The organism is Shouchella patagoniensis, from assembly GCF_002019705.1.
Classification (GTDB): domain Bacteria; phylum Bacillota; class Bacilli; order Bacillales; family Bacillaceae_D; genus Shouchella; species Shouchella patagoniensis.
The window spans coordinates 4,174,641-4,188,968 of record NZ_KV917377.1 but is presented as its reverse complement, the minus strand read 5'-3'; the positions used below and the strand labels follow the sequence as shown (position 1 = coordinate 4,188,968).

Below are 14,328 nucleotides of genomic sequence, written 5' to 3'. Positions count from 1 at the left end.
TTGATACCTACCTTACTTAAGTAGCCCAAATGACGTCGATTTAAACTTCTTTGTTCAACCTTCGAATCAAGCTCTAAACGCTCTTTAGTTATAGACACAAGCGAATCGACCGTTAGCGAGTTGTTTTTCTTCATGCGAGCAAAAATGAGGTTTGGCAGTCCTCGCTACTTACAGTCTCGGAAGCGATCTATTTTTTTAAAGAAGTAGATAGAATAAAAAACCCTTTCTACTTTTAAAAAGGGCTTTCACTCAAATTCTTGATTCTCCGAAATGACTGCATGCGGACATCGTTTTCTTAATTCAGTAATAAACGCATGTTTATTCCTCGGTAAAATCTTCATACTATTGACAGCCTCTAATTTCAAACTTAATTCTAGTCCCTTATCAGACGTTGAAATTCGAAATCCAGTATACTTTTCTGTTGTGGGAGTAACCCTTGTTATGTTTTGATACAGAATTTTCTTTTTAACCGGCCCACTTTTAATGAGTAAATACTCTTTATCAAAAACAAACGTAATCGATTGGATATACCACCACATAAAGCAAACAGCGAGAATAAAAGAAACCAACATAATGAATGTTGCTTCACTAAAAAGAAAAAAAGCTGGAAACATTATTAACCAAGGTGTAGAAAAGCTAACGAGTAATAAAGAACGATCTACTTTTGAACGAAAAGTCATTGTATTTTCCCCTTTTTTTGAGAGGCTATCATTTCGACATCCATTATAAAGGATGATAGTGAAAATTATAATGGAAGGATGATAGTGAAAATTATAATGGTTTGAACAAATCTTTTAAAAAAAGAAACGAGGCTATGTGAGATAGCCCCGTTTCATACGTTTTTTAGCAATGAGAGGTTAGCGGAAATTTCACATGCCTGTTGTTTAAAAATGGTGCGTTCCCTATAACAAATAAGGCATCGTCATCAGCTGGCACAACTTGAACGTCCATTCCTACTATCTGCTTTTCAGGGGTAAAATGCAAAACGACACTTTTCGTTGAATCTAAACAGAAATGGCTTAAAATCAATTCCATCTCCTGTTCTTTCAGTGAAATTAAATCGTAAACGTGCAAGATGTCTTCATCTTGTTCCATTAAAACGATCGTTTCTAGCTCTTCTATATAGTAGATCGCTTCTGAAAAAACAAGAACGAAATAGAACATCAATAACTCTTTGTTGTTTTTCACGTCCAGTGTATGACCGATCAAACGGTTTGTTGCGAAGCGCTCAAGTATTGCCAGGTCGTCCTCAACACTTAATTTTCGTGGACACGCGCTTGTCTCTCGTTGCGTATTGCTGTTGTTTACGTTTAAACGATACTCACTTTCATCAATACGAACAAACCCAAGTTTCGGGTAAAAATCTAAGACCGATTCATTCGCAAACAAGTACATAAAATCGCAGGAACCTTTGTATTCTTCTATAATATGATCCATCAAACGCTTCGCCAATCCCTTGTTGCGATATAATTTATCCGTCATCACTGTACCAATTTGAATCGCATCATAGGAAAGATCGTTGATGACAACAGACATCTTATACACAGATGCATTCGCAATTACCTTCCCATTATCAATAAAAGAATACGGGATATACGTTTCGTTCCAATAGCCTTTCTCATACCATACGCTAAAATCAATCCCAAACGTCACCTTCACCAATTCATTAAATTGTTCTCTCAAAACCTTATTGTGACGATAATCACTGACCAACTCATACTCATTCATTTTCCTCGTACCTTTTTACATCTTCTTATTTTCCACTCTATTTAGCAAACCTTTCTATATAAAGTAGACAGAAAAAATGACACGGAAGAAGCCCCCTTTAAAAAATGGCGGCTTCTTTACGAGTAGTCAGAAACGTGTTTGGAACATATTGAAGTTACCCACCTGACTAACTTGGCGTAATCAGCAAGCCACTTGTCACTATTTGCTAGTTACAAGTCGACATGGGCAAAGTACGATAATAGGTAACAAATCAATCTCTAAGAAGGAGGCTCTACTTATGAAGTCTCAACCATCTGACCGTATTAAAATGCCACCTGGTTTTTGGCTTGGATTACACCAAATCGGAGTGGCAGCTCACGATGTCGCTCGTAGAGTAAACCTGTCGCTTACGATAGTAACAGAACCGATTGTTACAACCGCTCAGTACTTTGCGATTTGGCATGCGTATTCCGAGCTCATTGGAGACATGGCTAAAGGAATAATCGAGCTTGCGACTGGCTTTGAAACAACAAAGTACCCGCCGACGGTACTAGCAACTTACCACGCTAGAGATTACCGTGATGCGCTACAACGGATGGCTCGTTACAAACAAATGTGCCCTCCCGAAAACCTACGAATGACGGAAAAAGGAGAGCATTGTAGCCTCGAGCTAGAATGGCTAGAGAACGAGCAATCTTGCCCACCAATATTAATCGGGATTACATTGGCCTTTTTACTGGAGCTTGGACGCCGGGGCACTGGCCAGCCACTGAAGGCGCAGTCTGTCCAATTCTCACAGCCGATGGGTGATGTCAAAACACTTGAATCTTATTTCGGTTGTTCTATAAAAATTGGCACTAAATCCAATCAATTGATTTTTTCTCGGGAAGATTTGGACCGCCCTTTTATCTCATATAACAAAGAATTACTGGACATTTTATCTCCTGCTCTAGATCACTCGTTAAACGAACAACAGCGCAGTTACTCAATTACCGAGACAGTCAAATGGATTATGAAACGCACTCTTACTGCAGGGCGCCCTAACATTGAGACGGTCGCTAAAGAGTTGGGGATGAGCGAACGCACCTTACAGCGCCGGCTCACTGAAGAACAATCAAGCTTTAAACATCTTTTAACAGAAGCGAGGCACGAGCAGGCACGACAGCATTTAATAGATCCTACACTCGATATAAAAGAAATTGCTTTCTTAGTCGGATATGAAGATCAGAATTCGTTTTATCGCGCGTTCCGCCTGTGGGAAGGAGATACGCCTGCGAATTGGCGCACAAGCCATCTTGGAGAACATTAATGAACTCAATCCATAGGTAAAATTTCATCAATGGCGTGTAAAGCAAGAACAATGGCGCTGTCTACTAGTTACCAAACAACTGTTAACCAGTATGATAAAGACGAACCGGCACACAGTTACTAACAAATGACGCGGTAAGTAAATAGACAGGAGACATGTAGGATGGATATAGGATTACAAAATAAAACAGCATTGGTTACAGGTTCAACGAAAGGAATTGGGAAAGCAATTGCTATAGAGCTTGCTAAGGAAGGCGTTCATGTACTTATTAACGGACGCAATCATGAACAGGTCGAACAAACCGTTGCGGAAATGAAGGCAAGCTTCCCAGCTACCTCTCCTCAAAATGCAGCAGCTGATCTTGTTGATCCTAAGCAAAGAGAAGCTTTATTTCAAAAGTTCCCCGCTATTGACTTGTTAGTGAACAACATAGGAATCTATGAAATCATGCCATACGAGGACATTAACGACGACGTATGGGAGACCTATTTTCAAACAAATGTGCTTGCGGCAAATGCACTAACAAAATTTTACTTGTCTAACATGCTTAAAAATAAATTTGGTCGCATTCTTTTTATTGCGAGTGAAGAAGCAATCATGCCTTCAGGACAGATGCCTCAATATGGCATGACAAAGTCGATGCTACTATCGTTGTCAAAAAGCTTGTCAAAATTAACAAAAGGTACTGAAGTAACAGTGAATACGATTATGCCGGGACCTACACTCTCTGAGAAGGTGCACCAAATCATCGATGAGCTTTACCCTACTAAAAATATGACTTTTTTCGAAAAAGAAACAGCCTTCATGGCCGCAAACCTGCCTCAATCTGAAATTCAACGATTTATTAAGCCTAGCGAAATCGGTAGACTTGCAACATTTGTATGTAGTCCTTATGCATCCGCATTCAAAGGATCACCAATTCGTATGGATGGTGGGATGGTTCCGACTATTTTTTAGTAATTGTTTATCAACAAGATGGAGCTGAAGGTAACAGCTCCATCTTGTTGTGTAATTATTTATAACCTCTTTTTTATAGCGCCTACAATGAGTCCTCTCCTCCATCAAGAAAATCCCTAATACGTAAAAATAGATGACTTATTCAAGCATCTAATCCCACGTATACCATATAAAACAATGATTTTATTGCTCTAGGTTATTCTGTGAACGGACCATATAGTGCCAGCAGGAATGGATGCTCCTATATTTAAATTAATGGTCAGTCCATTTGATACATAAAATACTCCCAAAACATCACCAGCATTCAATTCAACATCAGCTACAAGAGTGACTTCTCCAGAGCCAAGGATGACTCTTAAAGTCAGTAAGAGCAGGATACTTACATCTAAAATGGATATAAGCCCTGTTGCGATTGTCGTAGCCGTTGATGATATTCTTTGAATAGTAAAAGCAGGGTTAACACCAGCTCCAATTTGTGCGGTTAAGGCAGCAGACGTTCGATAATTAATGATTGCCTTAATCGAATACCTACCACTTACTGGAACCGTGTAGTTCCCACCTGTTGCGTCAAATCCGGTTCCTGTATAAAAAGGACTTGGTGTCGTCCATCCAGTCAACTGACCAGCAGCACTTATAGTTGCAGCTGTTTTTAGTGCCGAAAACCCAAATGATGAAATAAGCGGGCCTGTTATTCCGGTGGCTCCAGTTACACCAGTTGCTCCGGTCGCTCCCGTGGCTCCGGTTACTCCCGTGGCTCCGGTTGCTCCGGTTGCTCCTGTTACTCCGGTTACTCCTGTTAATCCCGTGGCTCCCGTTTCTCCGGTTGCTCCTCTTGCTCCAGTTACCCCAGTTACTCCTGTCGCTCCCGTTGACCCTGTTACACCAGTTACCCCGGTCGTTCCAGTTGGTCCAGTCAGTCCAGTCCCTTTTGCGATGAATGAACAACAGAAATTGCCGCCGTTTGTTGAGGTTCTTTGAAAATTGATAATATTACTGGACGAACTACAAATATAGTAGTTATCACCACTTTTCATAAAAACCGCTCCTGTCGAATAGATTATCTTATGTATTTTAAAAATCTAGGCGCTCCCGAGGTTGCCCTTTTAATGAAATGAAGTCCTAATAGTTTAGTCATTTTTTAGATTTTTGTTACACTAAAAAAAAAGACCAATCTCTAAGATTGGTCTTTTTTATCATTCAATATAAACGAAACGATCTTCTTAACGTGTTATTGCTTGAAAAATGAACTGGTCCCCATGCCTTAATGAATCATCTTAACGTTCACTAGTTAATTTACCTTTAACATCAAACATCTCCATCTTATTCCCTTTTATTTGGATATATTCCCCTTCATTCACTTCATCATATACATGATCGGTAACAACAACCTCTTCATTTGCAATGATTAGCACATTGCCTGATTCTTTCGCTTCAATAAAGCCTTCATGCTCTTCCGGTAGCACGAACATAGCAACAGGCGGCAACACGAAAAGCAAGGCGATTGGAATAAGATAAAGCCCCCAACTAGTAAATTTCTCTTTAATAAACATCTGGTTCCTCCTAAGTCGCCCCATTTACAGACGAATTTTTACCCGTTTCTTTCGTACTATATTTATCGGTTGTCTATCACCGTTTTTAAGCATTTTCAAGAAAATGATGCGCTCTGGTGATAATTCAGCTGCCATAGTACTAGGATAAAAAGATGTTTTAAAGAAATTCAGGCATTATGGGTACCGTCTTATTAGCATTTGGAATCAGATTGTTTTTTCAAAAATAAATAACGACAAGTAAAGAGAAATAATTATCTTTCTCTTTTATGTTTAATTGTGTACAGATAACCGGTTCGCTTCATCCATAAGGTCCATTTTACTCATTGCATCAATTACTATTTTGTACAGTTCTTTGCAGTTTTCCAACACAAAATTAAGTTGAATGTCCCTAAACAGCGCAAGTCGCGAGGCAACTGGTGCAGAATCAAGGTAGTCTTGCAACAACTTCATATCAGGGTCTGTGTCTTTGTGTACTGGGAATGAAATGTGCTTTTCATGTTGAAGAAGTGGAGTCGTAATACCCAGTCCATCCTGTGTTTCGATGCTCACCATTCTTTTTCGCTCCAAATTTATTTCTAGAAGGTAACGATAAGGATGGTCAATAATAGCTATTTGAAGATTTTCTATTAAAAAACTTTTGCCTCTCTCCTGAACCAATTTTTCCTTTTCAGATAATTGGTATGGGGAGTTAGCCGCCTCTTTCTCCCATCGATCTTTGGCTTCTAAATAACTCGTTTCACTCACAAACTGATTATAAAATAGTTCACTGTCATTTAAATTAATTCACGTAGATTTCTTGCGACGATGCGGGTTGGACAATCAAAATCCATTGGAGAAACGCAAACGATAGGCGCTTCCTCAAGGTCCGTAACAGAACTATAATCTGTCAGGAACCCATAATGAATTCCGTCTATACCTATATGACCAAATACAATTACATCACTTGGTGTATTAAAATATCTGCAATGCATCAAAGGAAAGATAAAAAGAAAACCCATGGTAAAACGATTCAGAGTCACCAAGAACCGATTCTAAATCAATTAATTTTTGCAGCGTACGTGGTACATCGTATTTACCAAAATCGCTATTCATCCATTTTAGCTCCTTGTTTCTATTTATATAAATCCCCATCCAAAAATCTCCTTGGTTTACCCATTATAAAAATAAAAACACCCATTTTATCAAAGAAATTCTACATATATGTTCATTTCCCTTTTATTCACAAAAAGGCCAGATAAAAATAGATGCCTATTTTTACTCTTCGCTTTAATCCACCTTCCTTAAAAGTAGTTAGAAGAAATAGAAGAAGACAAAGAGGCATGAATCAACCAAGAAGGATGTCTATCATGCTACCTTCTTGTTCTTTTTTTATCTGCCTAGTAACTTCCTTCTAAAGAGAGAATCATGGTACCATTAAAATGGGATACGCCCATAATTCCCCAGATAGTGAGGGCTCTCAATGAAGAATGATTTGTATCTAATTGTATTTGCAAAGCTTTTGTTACTAGGTGGTTGCAGTAAAAAACTGCTAAGATCGGAGACTCCATAGATGATTTTGAAAAAGTATATGGAGAATATACCTACAGAGAAGAAGATGATTTTCCGCCTGCTTATTATCAAAATGGAATAAATGTTCAATTTTCAAGTGGTCAAAAGAACCTTACTTTCACTTATTAGTCGAATTCACGAAACTTTCCTCAACAATATCAGAAACAAATGTATAGATATTTGGAGGATACTCAGCAATTCGGTGAGCTAAATACAGATACCACTCCGTACCATACGTAATATACACTTTTGTATTTACCTGTTTAGCAATTAGTTTTTGAAGATCATTGCTACCTACACCATCTAACATTTCTACTTCAACTAATGAATGGGATAGTATACCAGTTGACTCTAATTCATTTAGTAAACTCTGGTCATGACTAGCGATAGATAATAAGTGGTTATTAGAAATACACTTTTTTGCAAAATCAATATAACGTTCGTTTAATTCATTAGATCTTGGAATATATGTACCTTCTGGCTCTTGATAAGCACCCTTCACTAGCCTAATTCGTCCTTGTGTTTGTAGGAGTTGGTTTAAATCATCAGCAGATCGTTTTAAATGGACTTGTAATGTAATTCCCAAATTTTCAAATTCCGCTGAAACCTCTTTATAAATAGATAGGATTCGGTCTGTTTTTTCTGACTCCTCCATGCTAATCATCAGCTGAATATCAGTAGGATATGCAGCAGTAGCTAACTCTTTTAAATGAGTTAGAGCAAGTTTATCTGATACCATCATCCCAATATGGGAAAGGTCAAAGGAAACCGTCGCTTTTATTAATTGTTGTGATAGGTCATCTATTAATGCTAAAAATTCATTTTTCGCATCGATACTCCCCATCCTAGATGTTGTGTTCTCACCTATAAATTCAAGCGAAACCCGATGTCCATTTTGAATATATTTCTTTGCTCGTTCTAAACCTTCTTGCCGAGTTTCTCCCGCAACAAATCGTTTTACACCCGCCATAAATAGAGGAAAAAGTACCTCTGATTGCTGAATATACTTTTTAATATCTTGATTTCTGGCAACGGACTTTAATGCATTAGAAAAGCGTTCCATTTCATAAACCATATGATTTAACTCCCCCCTTTTCAATGACGAAAAAGAATAGAACAACGATTGAATATCCCTTTTGAGTAACGATAAGGATTATAACCTGGCTATACAAGAAGCTTACACTTTCTTTAGAAGTAAGACCTCCTACTTCAACAACGTTAACATTTACACATCATTAAATGATTTCCATCAAGGTCTTTAAAATTAAACCAATGGTTATGCTGAATATCTGTCGTTAACTCAACATTCTTACTTTTCATATACTCAAATGCTTGTTCTATATTGTTTGTGTTCAAATGAAAAAGTGGAACCTTAAAAATAGTGTTCTCTGAATAAATTTTACTGTCTAATACAATTCCCGTTCCATTCATAGGTAAGATATACAAATGCCCATGTAAGATTTCACCATCTGACGGGAGACCTAGTAGGTCACAATACCAATTACGAGCTTCTTCGATGTTGCTTACAGGAATAAATATCGTACCAATTTGATTTAAAATTGGATTCATAATTTGTTCCTCACTCATGTCCATACGTCCTTTCATCCATATTTACTGACAATAAATAAATTCGTTCATTATAATGATGAAACTCTTTATGTTGTCTCCTTATCTTACATTTCAAATAGATAATCACGCTCTACTTTACATACACGTACTGCGAAACGACTATACCATTCTTTTTTTCCACGTTCTTGAGCGATTTGGTGAGCTACATTTGTTTTCCAAGCAGTAATATCGTCGAGGGTTTTCCAGTAAGAAACGGTAATGCCCAAATCTGAATCTCTTGCATTCTCAATACCTAAATATCCTTCTTGTCTACTCGCTAATTCGACCATTTTTTTGCCATTACCCCATACCCCTTGTCACCTTTCGTTCGCTCTGAAACAAAGACAACTGCATAATAGGGTAATTTATATGTATTTGCTAAGTTACTTAACTCCAACCACGCTCCTTCTGCCAAACTTGAGCCCTATGCCTCTTCCCAGTCATACTAATAATCGAATCACCATATCTACCCGAAGTAATGAAGTTCATTCTGTTCATACAGGCATCAACTCCCTTACTGTGCTTAAGCTAACATTCGACAAACTCACAGACATTCCTTTTTAAGATGCTAACTTTCTTCATTGCGTTTTCTCATAATGAAGGTGGCGATTTGAAATTGAATCTTCGGTTCCCCCAAGGTAGCTGGAAACTAGGAACTAACAGCTAACCGTTTAAAGAGTTGATTATCGATTGATACTATATTATCATTTTAGAGTGATCGTTATATCTAAAGGATGTGTTTATTTATGAGTAAAAAACGTGAGCAACTACTTGAGCAATCAGAGCGATTATTTGATAAACATGGGTTTCATACGATCGGCCTGAAGCAGATTATTAATGAATCGGGTGTTGCTCTGATGACACTTTACAATCATTTTGCTTCAAAAGAAGCGCTTATTTTAGAAGTATTAAGAAGAAGAGAAGAAAGGTATCTCCATTCATTAGATCGTTCGATAGGCGATAAGAAATCTTCTGCATTAGCGTTAGCAGAATCTCACATGAACTGGATACGCTCCTATAATTCAAGTGGCTGCATGTTTTTAAAAGCTAGGGAAGAATATTCTGTAAATCAATCGTATAATAGTGAAATTGTTGATTTCGCCCAACAACATAAAAATCGCTTATTAACATTCTTTCAGGAGAAAGGGTTGGATGAAAAAGAAGCGATTCGATTAGTTCTTTTATTTGAAGGAGCTACCGCGTTGGCTGAAGTGTTTCACGTAGAGACAATAGCCGAAGAGTTAACGTATTCCGTCAAAGAATTATTTTCTTCGTAAGGAGTTTATGCTCCTTTTTCCACAAAATAGATTGATCGTTATATCTATCAATTAATTGAAAACAGTTTATATACGAGGTGAATTTGACATGTGGAAAATCGTATTACCAGGTCTGGCGATGATTGCCGTTACCTATGCCCTTGCTCGTTTGAGTTTTTGTAGGTTCTACCGCTTTTGTCTCTTATTCAATCGCTTTGCTTCTTTCCTCATTCTTAATTAAGAGGTTAGGTCGCCCGCTACCAACACCTGCGATAAAGATGCTAACGACTAAGTGGGAAAATGATTGTGCAGTAGCGATGCCTATCATCCCAACAACGGCGGTTAATCCAGCGATCATCGTTACAAATAGCAAAACATACGTTAACAAAAAAAGACGTTGATCAAGGAAATACATGGATAAATAGTGGAACAAGTTTTGGGATCATTTTAACGGGACCCGTTGTATTACTCTTTACAGAACATTGGAGACTATCCTATCTTTTCTTTGCCATTATAGCGGTGATTGTATTGATTTGGAATTATTATTCCATTCCATCTTCCAATAAACAAAAACACGTTTTAGATCAAAAGCTTCATTGGCTATCCATTATAACAAAAGCAAAGTTCTTACTTATCGCTTCATTTATAATTGGCATGAGTTCTTCCATTTACTGGACTTTTTCAAGGAGTTATCTAACGACAGTCTATACGATGACTACAACTGAAAGTGTTGTATTTTGGATTATTATGGGAATAGCGGGTGTGTTAGGTGGAGTAGCAGGAGGCTTTATTCAGAAAATCGGATTAACATGGTCTTATCGACTGCTTCTGTTTTTAATGGTCCTATCCATTTTAACAGTATCATCTCATTTGACTGTCTATATTTCCGCAGCGTTATTTGGAAGTACGTATATCTTCCTTACTGGATTATTTATTGTTTGGGGTACAAGGATTTTTAACACCTTACCAGCCTTAGGCGTTAGCTTGTCTTTCCTAGCTCTAGGAATTGGCCAATCAGTAGGCTCTTTCTTTGCGGGAAAAACGATCGAGCTGACCACATATCCATTTAGTTTTGTATTGTTTGCAGGATTAGGGCTGATAGGTTTCTTTGTTCCGACTGATAAAAAGAAAGCTTTATAAGAGTGCTTTTCACTATAGCACTCTTTAAAAATTGCATCATGGGTGATCTTCCAAGTCTTTAAACATCTTCTTCACTTTTGTATTCTAAAATGTCTCCAGGTTGACACTCTAATGCCTTACAAATGGCTTCTAAAGTTGAAAAACGAATCGCTTTTGCCTTTCCATTTTTTAATATAGATAGGTTAGCCATTGTTATTCCCACCCTTTCAGAGAGCTCTGTTACGCTCATTTTCCTTTTAGCCATCACCACATCAATATTTATTCTAATTGCCATTGTTTCACCTCAGACTACTAAGTCATTTTCCGATTTGATATCAATCGCTTCTTGTAAAAGCCTTTGAAGAACAGCTGCAAAAACTGCAATCACGATTGAAGCAAAGGCAAGAACCATACCAACTACAATTAGTCCTGGGGCATCATCTAGTTCTGCTACGAGATAAACAAATGGCATCATTCCAACATACAATCCACTGATAATCAGGCCACAGAATTTGATGTTCTTAAGGGATTTAACCGTCAATTCTGAGAAAGATTGGTTCTTATCAATATACGTTAAGAGTTTAAAAGCCTGATACAATGCAACGATAAACGGTATCACTGTTACATACATACCTACTAAAATGGGATATAAGAGCTGGTCGTAATCAGGACTTACTGGATTATTTGCTAACCAATACAAGCCAAATAAAGCCAAGATAAGAACTGGCGTCCCAATAAGAAAAACCGCCATTCTTAAAAACCATGTTGATCCTCGTTTCATAAAAAGCACCTCACTTATTTATTATCCTTTTAAATTTAACATCAAATTTATTGCTTTTCAATAAATTTTTGTTGAATAAGAGAATGTTTTTATTGATATTGAAAATATTCACTAAGATAATTTAATTACCTACCCGTTGAATGATTTATACATTCAATCATTTAGGTGAACGACACAACAATAAGGCTATCCTTAATTAAGGAAAACCTCGTTGATACTAGTTGATCGTAGTCTTTAGAATTGGCGGGGGAGAAATCGGATGTATTTAAACCCTTAGTATTATCTTCATCTATACTCATGCTAGTTGCTTGTCATTATGATAGGAGTGGAGCCGCAATCGTAGATGTGACTGAGCGTTTAGAGAAAGATGGTCAATATTACATGAAAGCAAAAAATCAAGGTGAAGAAACATACATACTAGCAGTCGATAAAAATGTATTTAACCTTATTGAAGTTGGAACTAAATATTTTATTTCATATAAAGCAGACAAAGATCGAGTTGGATTTTCAGAAAACGATTGAACCATGATACTCCGGTTAGAAAAAGAGTGCCACAGTGTGTAGCACTCTTTTTTATAGACCTCATCAAGTATTACATTCAAACGTAGCGCTTACTGTAAAACACGCCTCTGTCTTTTCTTTTACTTCTGCAAGTGCCACACCTTCTTGAAGCTCTAGTAGCGTCATTTCCCCATTGTTAAATGCAAAGACAGCTAAATCCGTAATTAACCGATGAACGACCGCCTTTCCGGTTAAAGGTAGTGTACAACTGCGCTTCACTTTTGACTCACCGTACTTGTTTGTATGGTCCATAATGACGACAATCTTCTTTGCCCCTTGGACCAAGTCCATTGCACCACCCATTCCTTTTACCATTTTCCTAGAATCATCCAGCTAGCAAGATCGCCTGATTCTGATACTTCCATTCCACCAAGGATAGCCAGATCAATATGACCACCACGAATCATCGCAAACGATTCAGCACTGTCGAAGTAGGAAGCACCTTCTTTAGCAGTCACTGTTTCTTTCCCAGCATTAATTAAATCTGGGTCAACTGCTTCCTCACTTGGATATGCCCCAATTCCAAGTAACCCGTTTTCAGATTTTCCGAATATAAAGCAAGGTATGATCACCATTTTTCAAAACAAGCAGATGCTTGATTAACCTTCTCTTCTTAACGAACCAGCTTTACTTAATAAGAAAAAGAGTGAAACCCACATCAATATTTGAGATAGGCTGTATAAAAACCAAGCCATGTCGTTCTGACTACGAAAAAAATTAGTGAATATGTGAACAACAGCGGCAACCATGCCTATTAAGGCAAAAATGACAGCTCCTACATACATATGAATCTGTCCTCTCTTAATAAACGTAACGAAAACCAAAGGTCCTTTATTATGTACAGTTTCTTAGCAGAAAATCGACTATTCCTTGAAACCTATAGTTGTATACATATGCTCTAAAATGATCAAATAGCTCCATTTCATAATAGCTGTATACGTATCATAACAGATGTTTGTAGGAATAAGAGACACTTCCTTTGAAATTCCCTAATATTGTGTAATAGGAACTGTTTCTACCTACAACTGGCGTTTATTTCTGGCACAACAAAAGCGTCCCAGATTCGCCGGGACGCTTTTGTTTGTCGCTCATTTATTCAACTCGCCCTGAATGAGTAGAGCTATGGTTAGAATGTTTAAAGCCCTGTTTGTAAGCATTGCTTTGTTTACCTACTCCTGAATCATCTGAATGAAATTGCCACAAGTATCATCAAAAACAGCTATTGTTTGATCACCCATTTTTGTTGGTTCCATCGTAAACGTCACGCCTCTTTCCATTAAACGCTTGTACTCTGCGTGAATATCCGCAATCCCAAACATTGTGACTGGTACGCCTTCAGCAAATAACTTCTGTTGATACTCTTTTGCGGCTGGATGATTATTCGGTTCAAGCAGTAGCTCAGTACCTTTTTGATCCTCGGGAGAAACAAGCGCAATCCATCTAAATTCCCCTGTCGGGACGTCATGTTTTTTTATAAACCCTAATGTTTCTGTATAAAATGCTAGCGCCTTTTCTTGATCTTCTACGAAAATACTAGTAACAATAATTTTCATTATCTTTTATCTCCTTTTATCGGTGAATCTATGGGGCTCTGCCCTAAACTGAATGCAATCCATTATTAGGTTATTTATTCTACCCAACCTTCTAACAAATTTTTTAGTGGTTCGTTGTTAAATAGAAGTACTCGATATTTACCTTTTCGTTTTGATTGCACGAGCCCTGCATCTTCCAATACAGAAAGATGTTTAGCAATCGCCTGTCGCGAAATGGAGAGGTCGTGATTCGTAATAAGACGTACCGTAAGTTCAAACAACGTTTGCTCGTTACGTTCGGAAAGTTCGTCTATAATTAGCCTTCGTGTCGAGTCGCTAAGTGCTTTAAATAGTGCATCTCTATCCCAAGTCATCTATTGAGTATACGCAACCATATAGT

The 14,328-nt window shown here is 37.7% G+C and carries 18 protein-coding genes and 2 pseudogenes; 5 read left to right on the top strand and 15 right to left on the bottom strand.

Going from position 1 to position 14,328, the window contains the following annotated elements; all coding sequences use genetic code 11:
• Positions 1-245: 245 nt before the first annotated feature.
• Both BK584_RS21690 and BK584_RS21685 read right to left on the bottom strand, forming a co-directional pair.
• Positions 246-680: a PH domain-containing protein gene (locus BK584_RS21690; RefSeq protein ID WP_078394523.1), complete on the bottom strand. Its 435-nt coding sequence runs from the start codon at positions 678-680 to the stop codon at positions 246-248.
• A 163-nt stretch (positions 681-843) separates the two neighbouring features.
• Positions 844-1,728: a GNAT family N-acetyltransferase gene (locus BK584_RS21685; protein WP_078394522.1), complete on the bottom strand. Its 885-nt coding sequence runs from the start codon at positions 1,726-1,728 to the stop codon at positions 844-846.
• 277 nt (positions 1,729-2,005) lie between these two features.
• On the opposite strand from BK584_RS21685, the gene BK584_RS21680 reads away from it, so the two are divergent.
• Together BK584_RS21680 and BK584_RS21675 are read left to right on the top strand one after the other, a co-directional pair.
• A complete protein-coding gene (locus tag BK584_RS21680; protein WP_078394521.1) occupies positions 2,006-3,016 on the top strand; it encodes an AraC family transcriptional regulator in 1,011 nt (336 codons plus the stop codon).
• Between the two features lie 162 nt (positions 3,017-3,178).
• Positions 3,179-3,973, top strand: coding sequence for an SDR family NAD(P)-dependent oxidoreductase (locus BK584_RS21675; protein WP_078394520.1), 795 nt, complete (start codon positions 3,179-3,181; stop codon positions 3,971-3,973).
• A 191-nt stretch (positions 3,974-4,164) separates the two neighbouring features.
• Here BK584_RS21675 and BK584_RS21670 read toward each other — a convergent pair whose 3' ends face one another.
• The 7 genes and pseudogenes from BK584_RS21670 to BK584_RS21640 all read right to left on the bottom strand — a co-directional run bounded on the left by BK584_RS21670 (position 4,165) and on the right by BK584_RS21640 (position 9,076).
• Positions 4,165-5,007: a hypothetical protein gene (locus tag BK584_RS21670; protein WP_078394519.1), complete on the bottom strand. Its 843-nt coding sequence runs from the start codon at positions 5,005-5,007 to the stop codon at positions 4,165-4,167.
• A 240-nt stretch (positions 5,008-5,247) separates the two neighbouring features.
• A complete protein-coding gene (locus tag BK584_RS21665) occupies positions 5,248-5,523 on the bottom strand; it encodes a hypothetical protein (RefSeq protein WP_078394518.1) in 276 nt (91 codons plus the stop codon).
• Positions 5,524-5,793: 270 nt separating this feature from the next.
• Complete coding sequence (locus BK584_RS24305) at positions 5,794-6,075, bottom strand: hypothetical protein (RefSeq protein ID WP_139365732.1); 282 nt, start codon at positions 6,073-6,075, stop codon at positions 5,794-5,796.
• A 399-nt stretch (positions 6,076-6,474) separates the two neighbouring features.
• Positions 6,475-6,654, bottom strand: coding sequence for a hypothetical protein (locus tag BK584_RS21655; protein WP_078394516.1), 180 nt, complete (start codon positions 6,652-6,654; stop codon positions 6,475-6,477).
• 535 nt (positions 6,655-7,189) lie between these two features.
• Positions 7,190-8,146 (bottom strand): proline dehydrogenase family protein, encoded by a 957-nt coding sequence (locus BK584_RS21650; RefSeq protein ID WP_078394515.1) that lies wholly within the window; start codon positions 8,144-8,146, stop codon positions 7,190-7,192.
• 143 nt (positions 8,147-8,289) lie between these two features.
• On the bottom strand, positions 8,290-8,640 hold the full coding sequence (locus BK584_RS21645; protein ID WP_078395803.1) for a VOC family protein: 351 nt from the start codon (positions 8,638-8,640) through the stop codon (positions 8,290-8,292).
• A 104-nt stretch (positions 8,641-8,744) separates the two neighbouring features.
• Positions 8,745-9,076 (bottom strand): annotated as a pseudogene (locus BK584_RS21640) (antibiotic biosynthesis monooxygenase family protein).
• 349 nt (positions 9,077-9,425) lie between these two features.
• Here BK584_RS21640 and BK584_RS21635 point away from each other — a divergent pair.
• Complete coding sequence (locus BK584_RS21635; protein WP_078394514.1) at positions 9,426-9,956, top strand: TetR/AcrR family transcriptional regulator; 531 nt, start codon at positions 9,426-9,428, stop codon at positions 9,954-9,956.
• Between the two features lie 181 nt (positions 9,957-10,137).
• Here BK584_RS21635 and BK584_RS21630 read toward each other — a convergent pair whose 3' ends face one another.
• The gene (locus tag BK584_RS21630) at positions 10,138-10,368 is read right to left on the bottom strand and encodes a hypothetical protein (protein WP_078394513.1); all 231 of its coding nucleotides are present in this window, start codon (positions 10,366-10,368) and stop codon (positions 10,138-10,140) included.
• Between BK584_RS21630 and BK584_RS21625 the strand changes: the two genes are divergently transcribed.
• Positions 10,281-11,075, top strand: coding sequence for an MFS transporter (locus BK584_RS21625; protein ID WP_078394512.1), 795 nt, complete (start codon positions 10,281-10,283; stop codon positions 11,073-11,075). The two genes, BK584_RS21630 and BK584_RS21625, sit on opposite strands and share 88 nt — an antisense overlap.
• Before the next feature lie 58 nt (positions 11,076-11,133).
• Here BK584_RS21625 and BK584_RS21620 read toward each other — a convergent pair whose 3' ends face one another.
• Together BK584_RS21620 and BK584_RS21615 are read right to left on the bottom strand one after the other, a co-directional pair.
• Positions 11,134-11,349, bottom strand: a complete 216-nt coding sequence (locus BK584_RS21620; RefSeq protein WP_078394511.1) for a helix-turn-helix domain-containing protein — start codon at positions 11,347-11,349, stop codon at positions 11,134-11,136.
• Between the two features lie 9 nt (positions 11,350-11,358).
• Complete coding sequence (locus BK584_RS21615) at positions 11,359-11,835, bottom strand: DUF2975 domain-containing protein (protein ID WP_078394510.1); 477 nt, start codon at positions 11,833-11,835, stop codon at positions 11,359-11,361.
• 240 nt (positions 11,836-12,075) lie between these two features.
• Between BK584_RS21615 and BK584_RS24300 the strand changes: the two genes are divergently transcribed.
• The gene (locus BK584_RS24300; RefSeq protein WP_139365731.1) at positions 12,076-12,357 is read left to right on the top strand and encodes a hypothetical protein; all 282 of its coding nucleotides are present in this window, start codon (positions 12,076-12,078) and stop codon (positions 12,355-12,357) included.
• Positions 12,358-12,420: 63 nt separating this feature from the next.
• Here BK584_RS24300 and BK584_RS21610 read toward each other — a convergent pair.
• From BK584_RS21610 to BK584_RS21595, 3 genes and pseudogenes are all read right to left on the bottom strand, one after another.
• Positions 12,421-12,941, bottom strand: a pseudogene (locus tag BK584_RS21610) (CoA-transferase); the annotation flags it as partial.
• Between the two features lie 624 nt (positions 12,942-13,565).
• Positions 13,566-13,949 (bottom strand): VOC family protein, encoded by a 384-nt coding sequence (locus BK584_RS21600; RefSeq protein WP_078394508.1) that lies wholly within the window; start codon positions 13,947-13,949, stop codon positions 13,566-13,568.
• Between the two features lie 74 nt (positions 13,950-14,023).
• The gene (locus BK584_RS21595) at positions 14,024-14,302 is read right to left on the bottom strand and encodes an ArsR/SmtB family transcription factor (RefSeq protein WP_078394507.1); all 279 of its coding nucleotides are present in this window, start codon (positions 14,300-14,302) and stop codon (positions 14,024-14,026) included.
• Between the last annotated feature and the right edge of the window lie 26 nt (positions 14,303-14,328).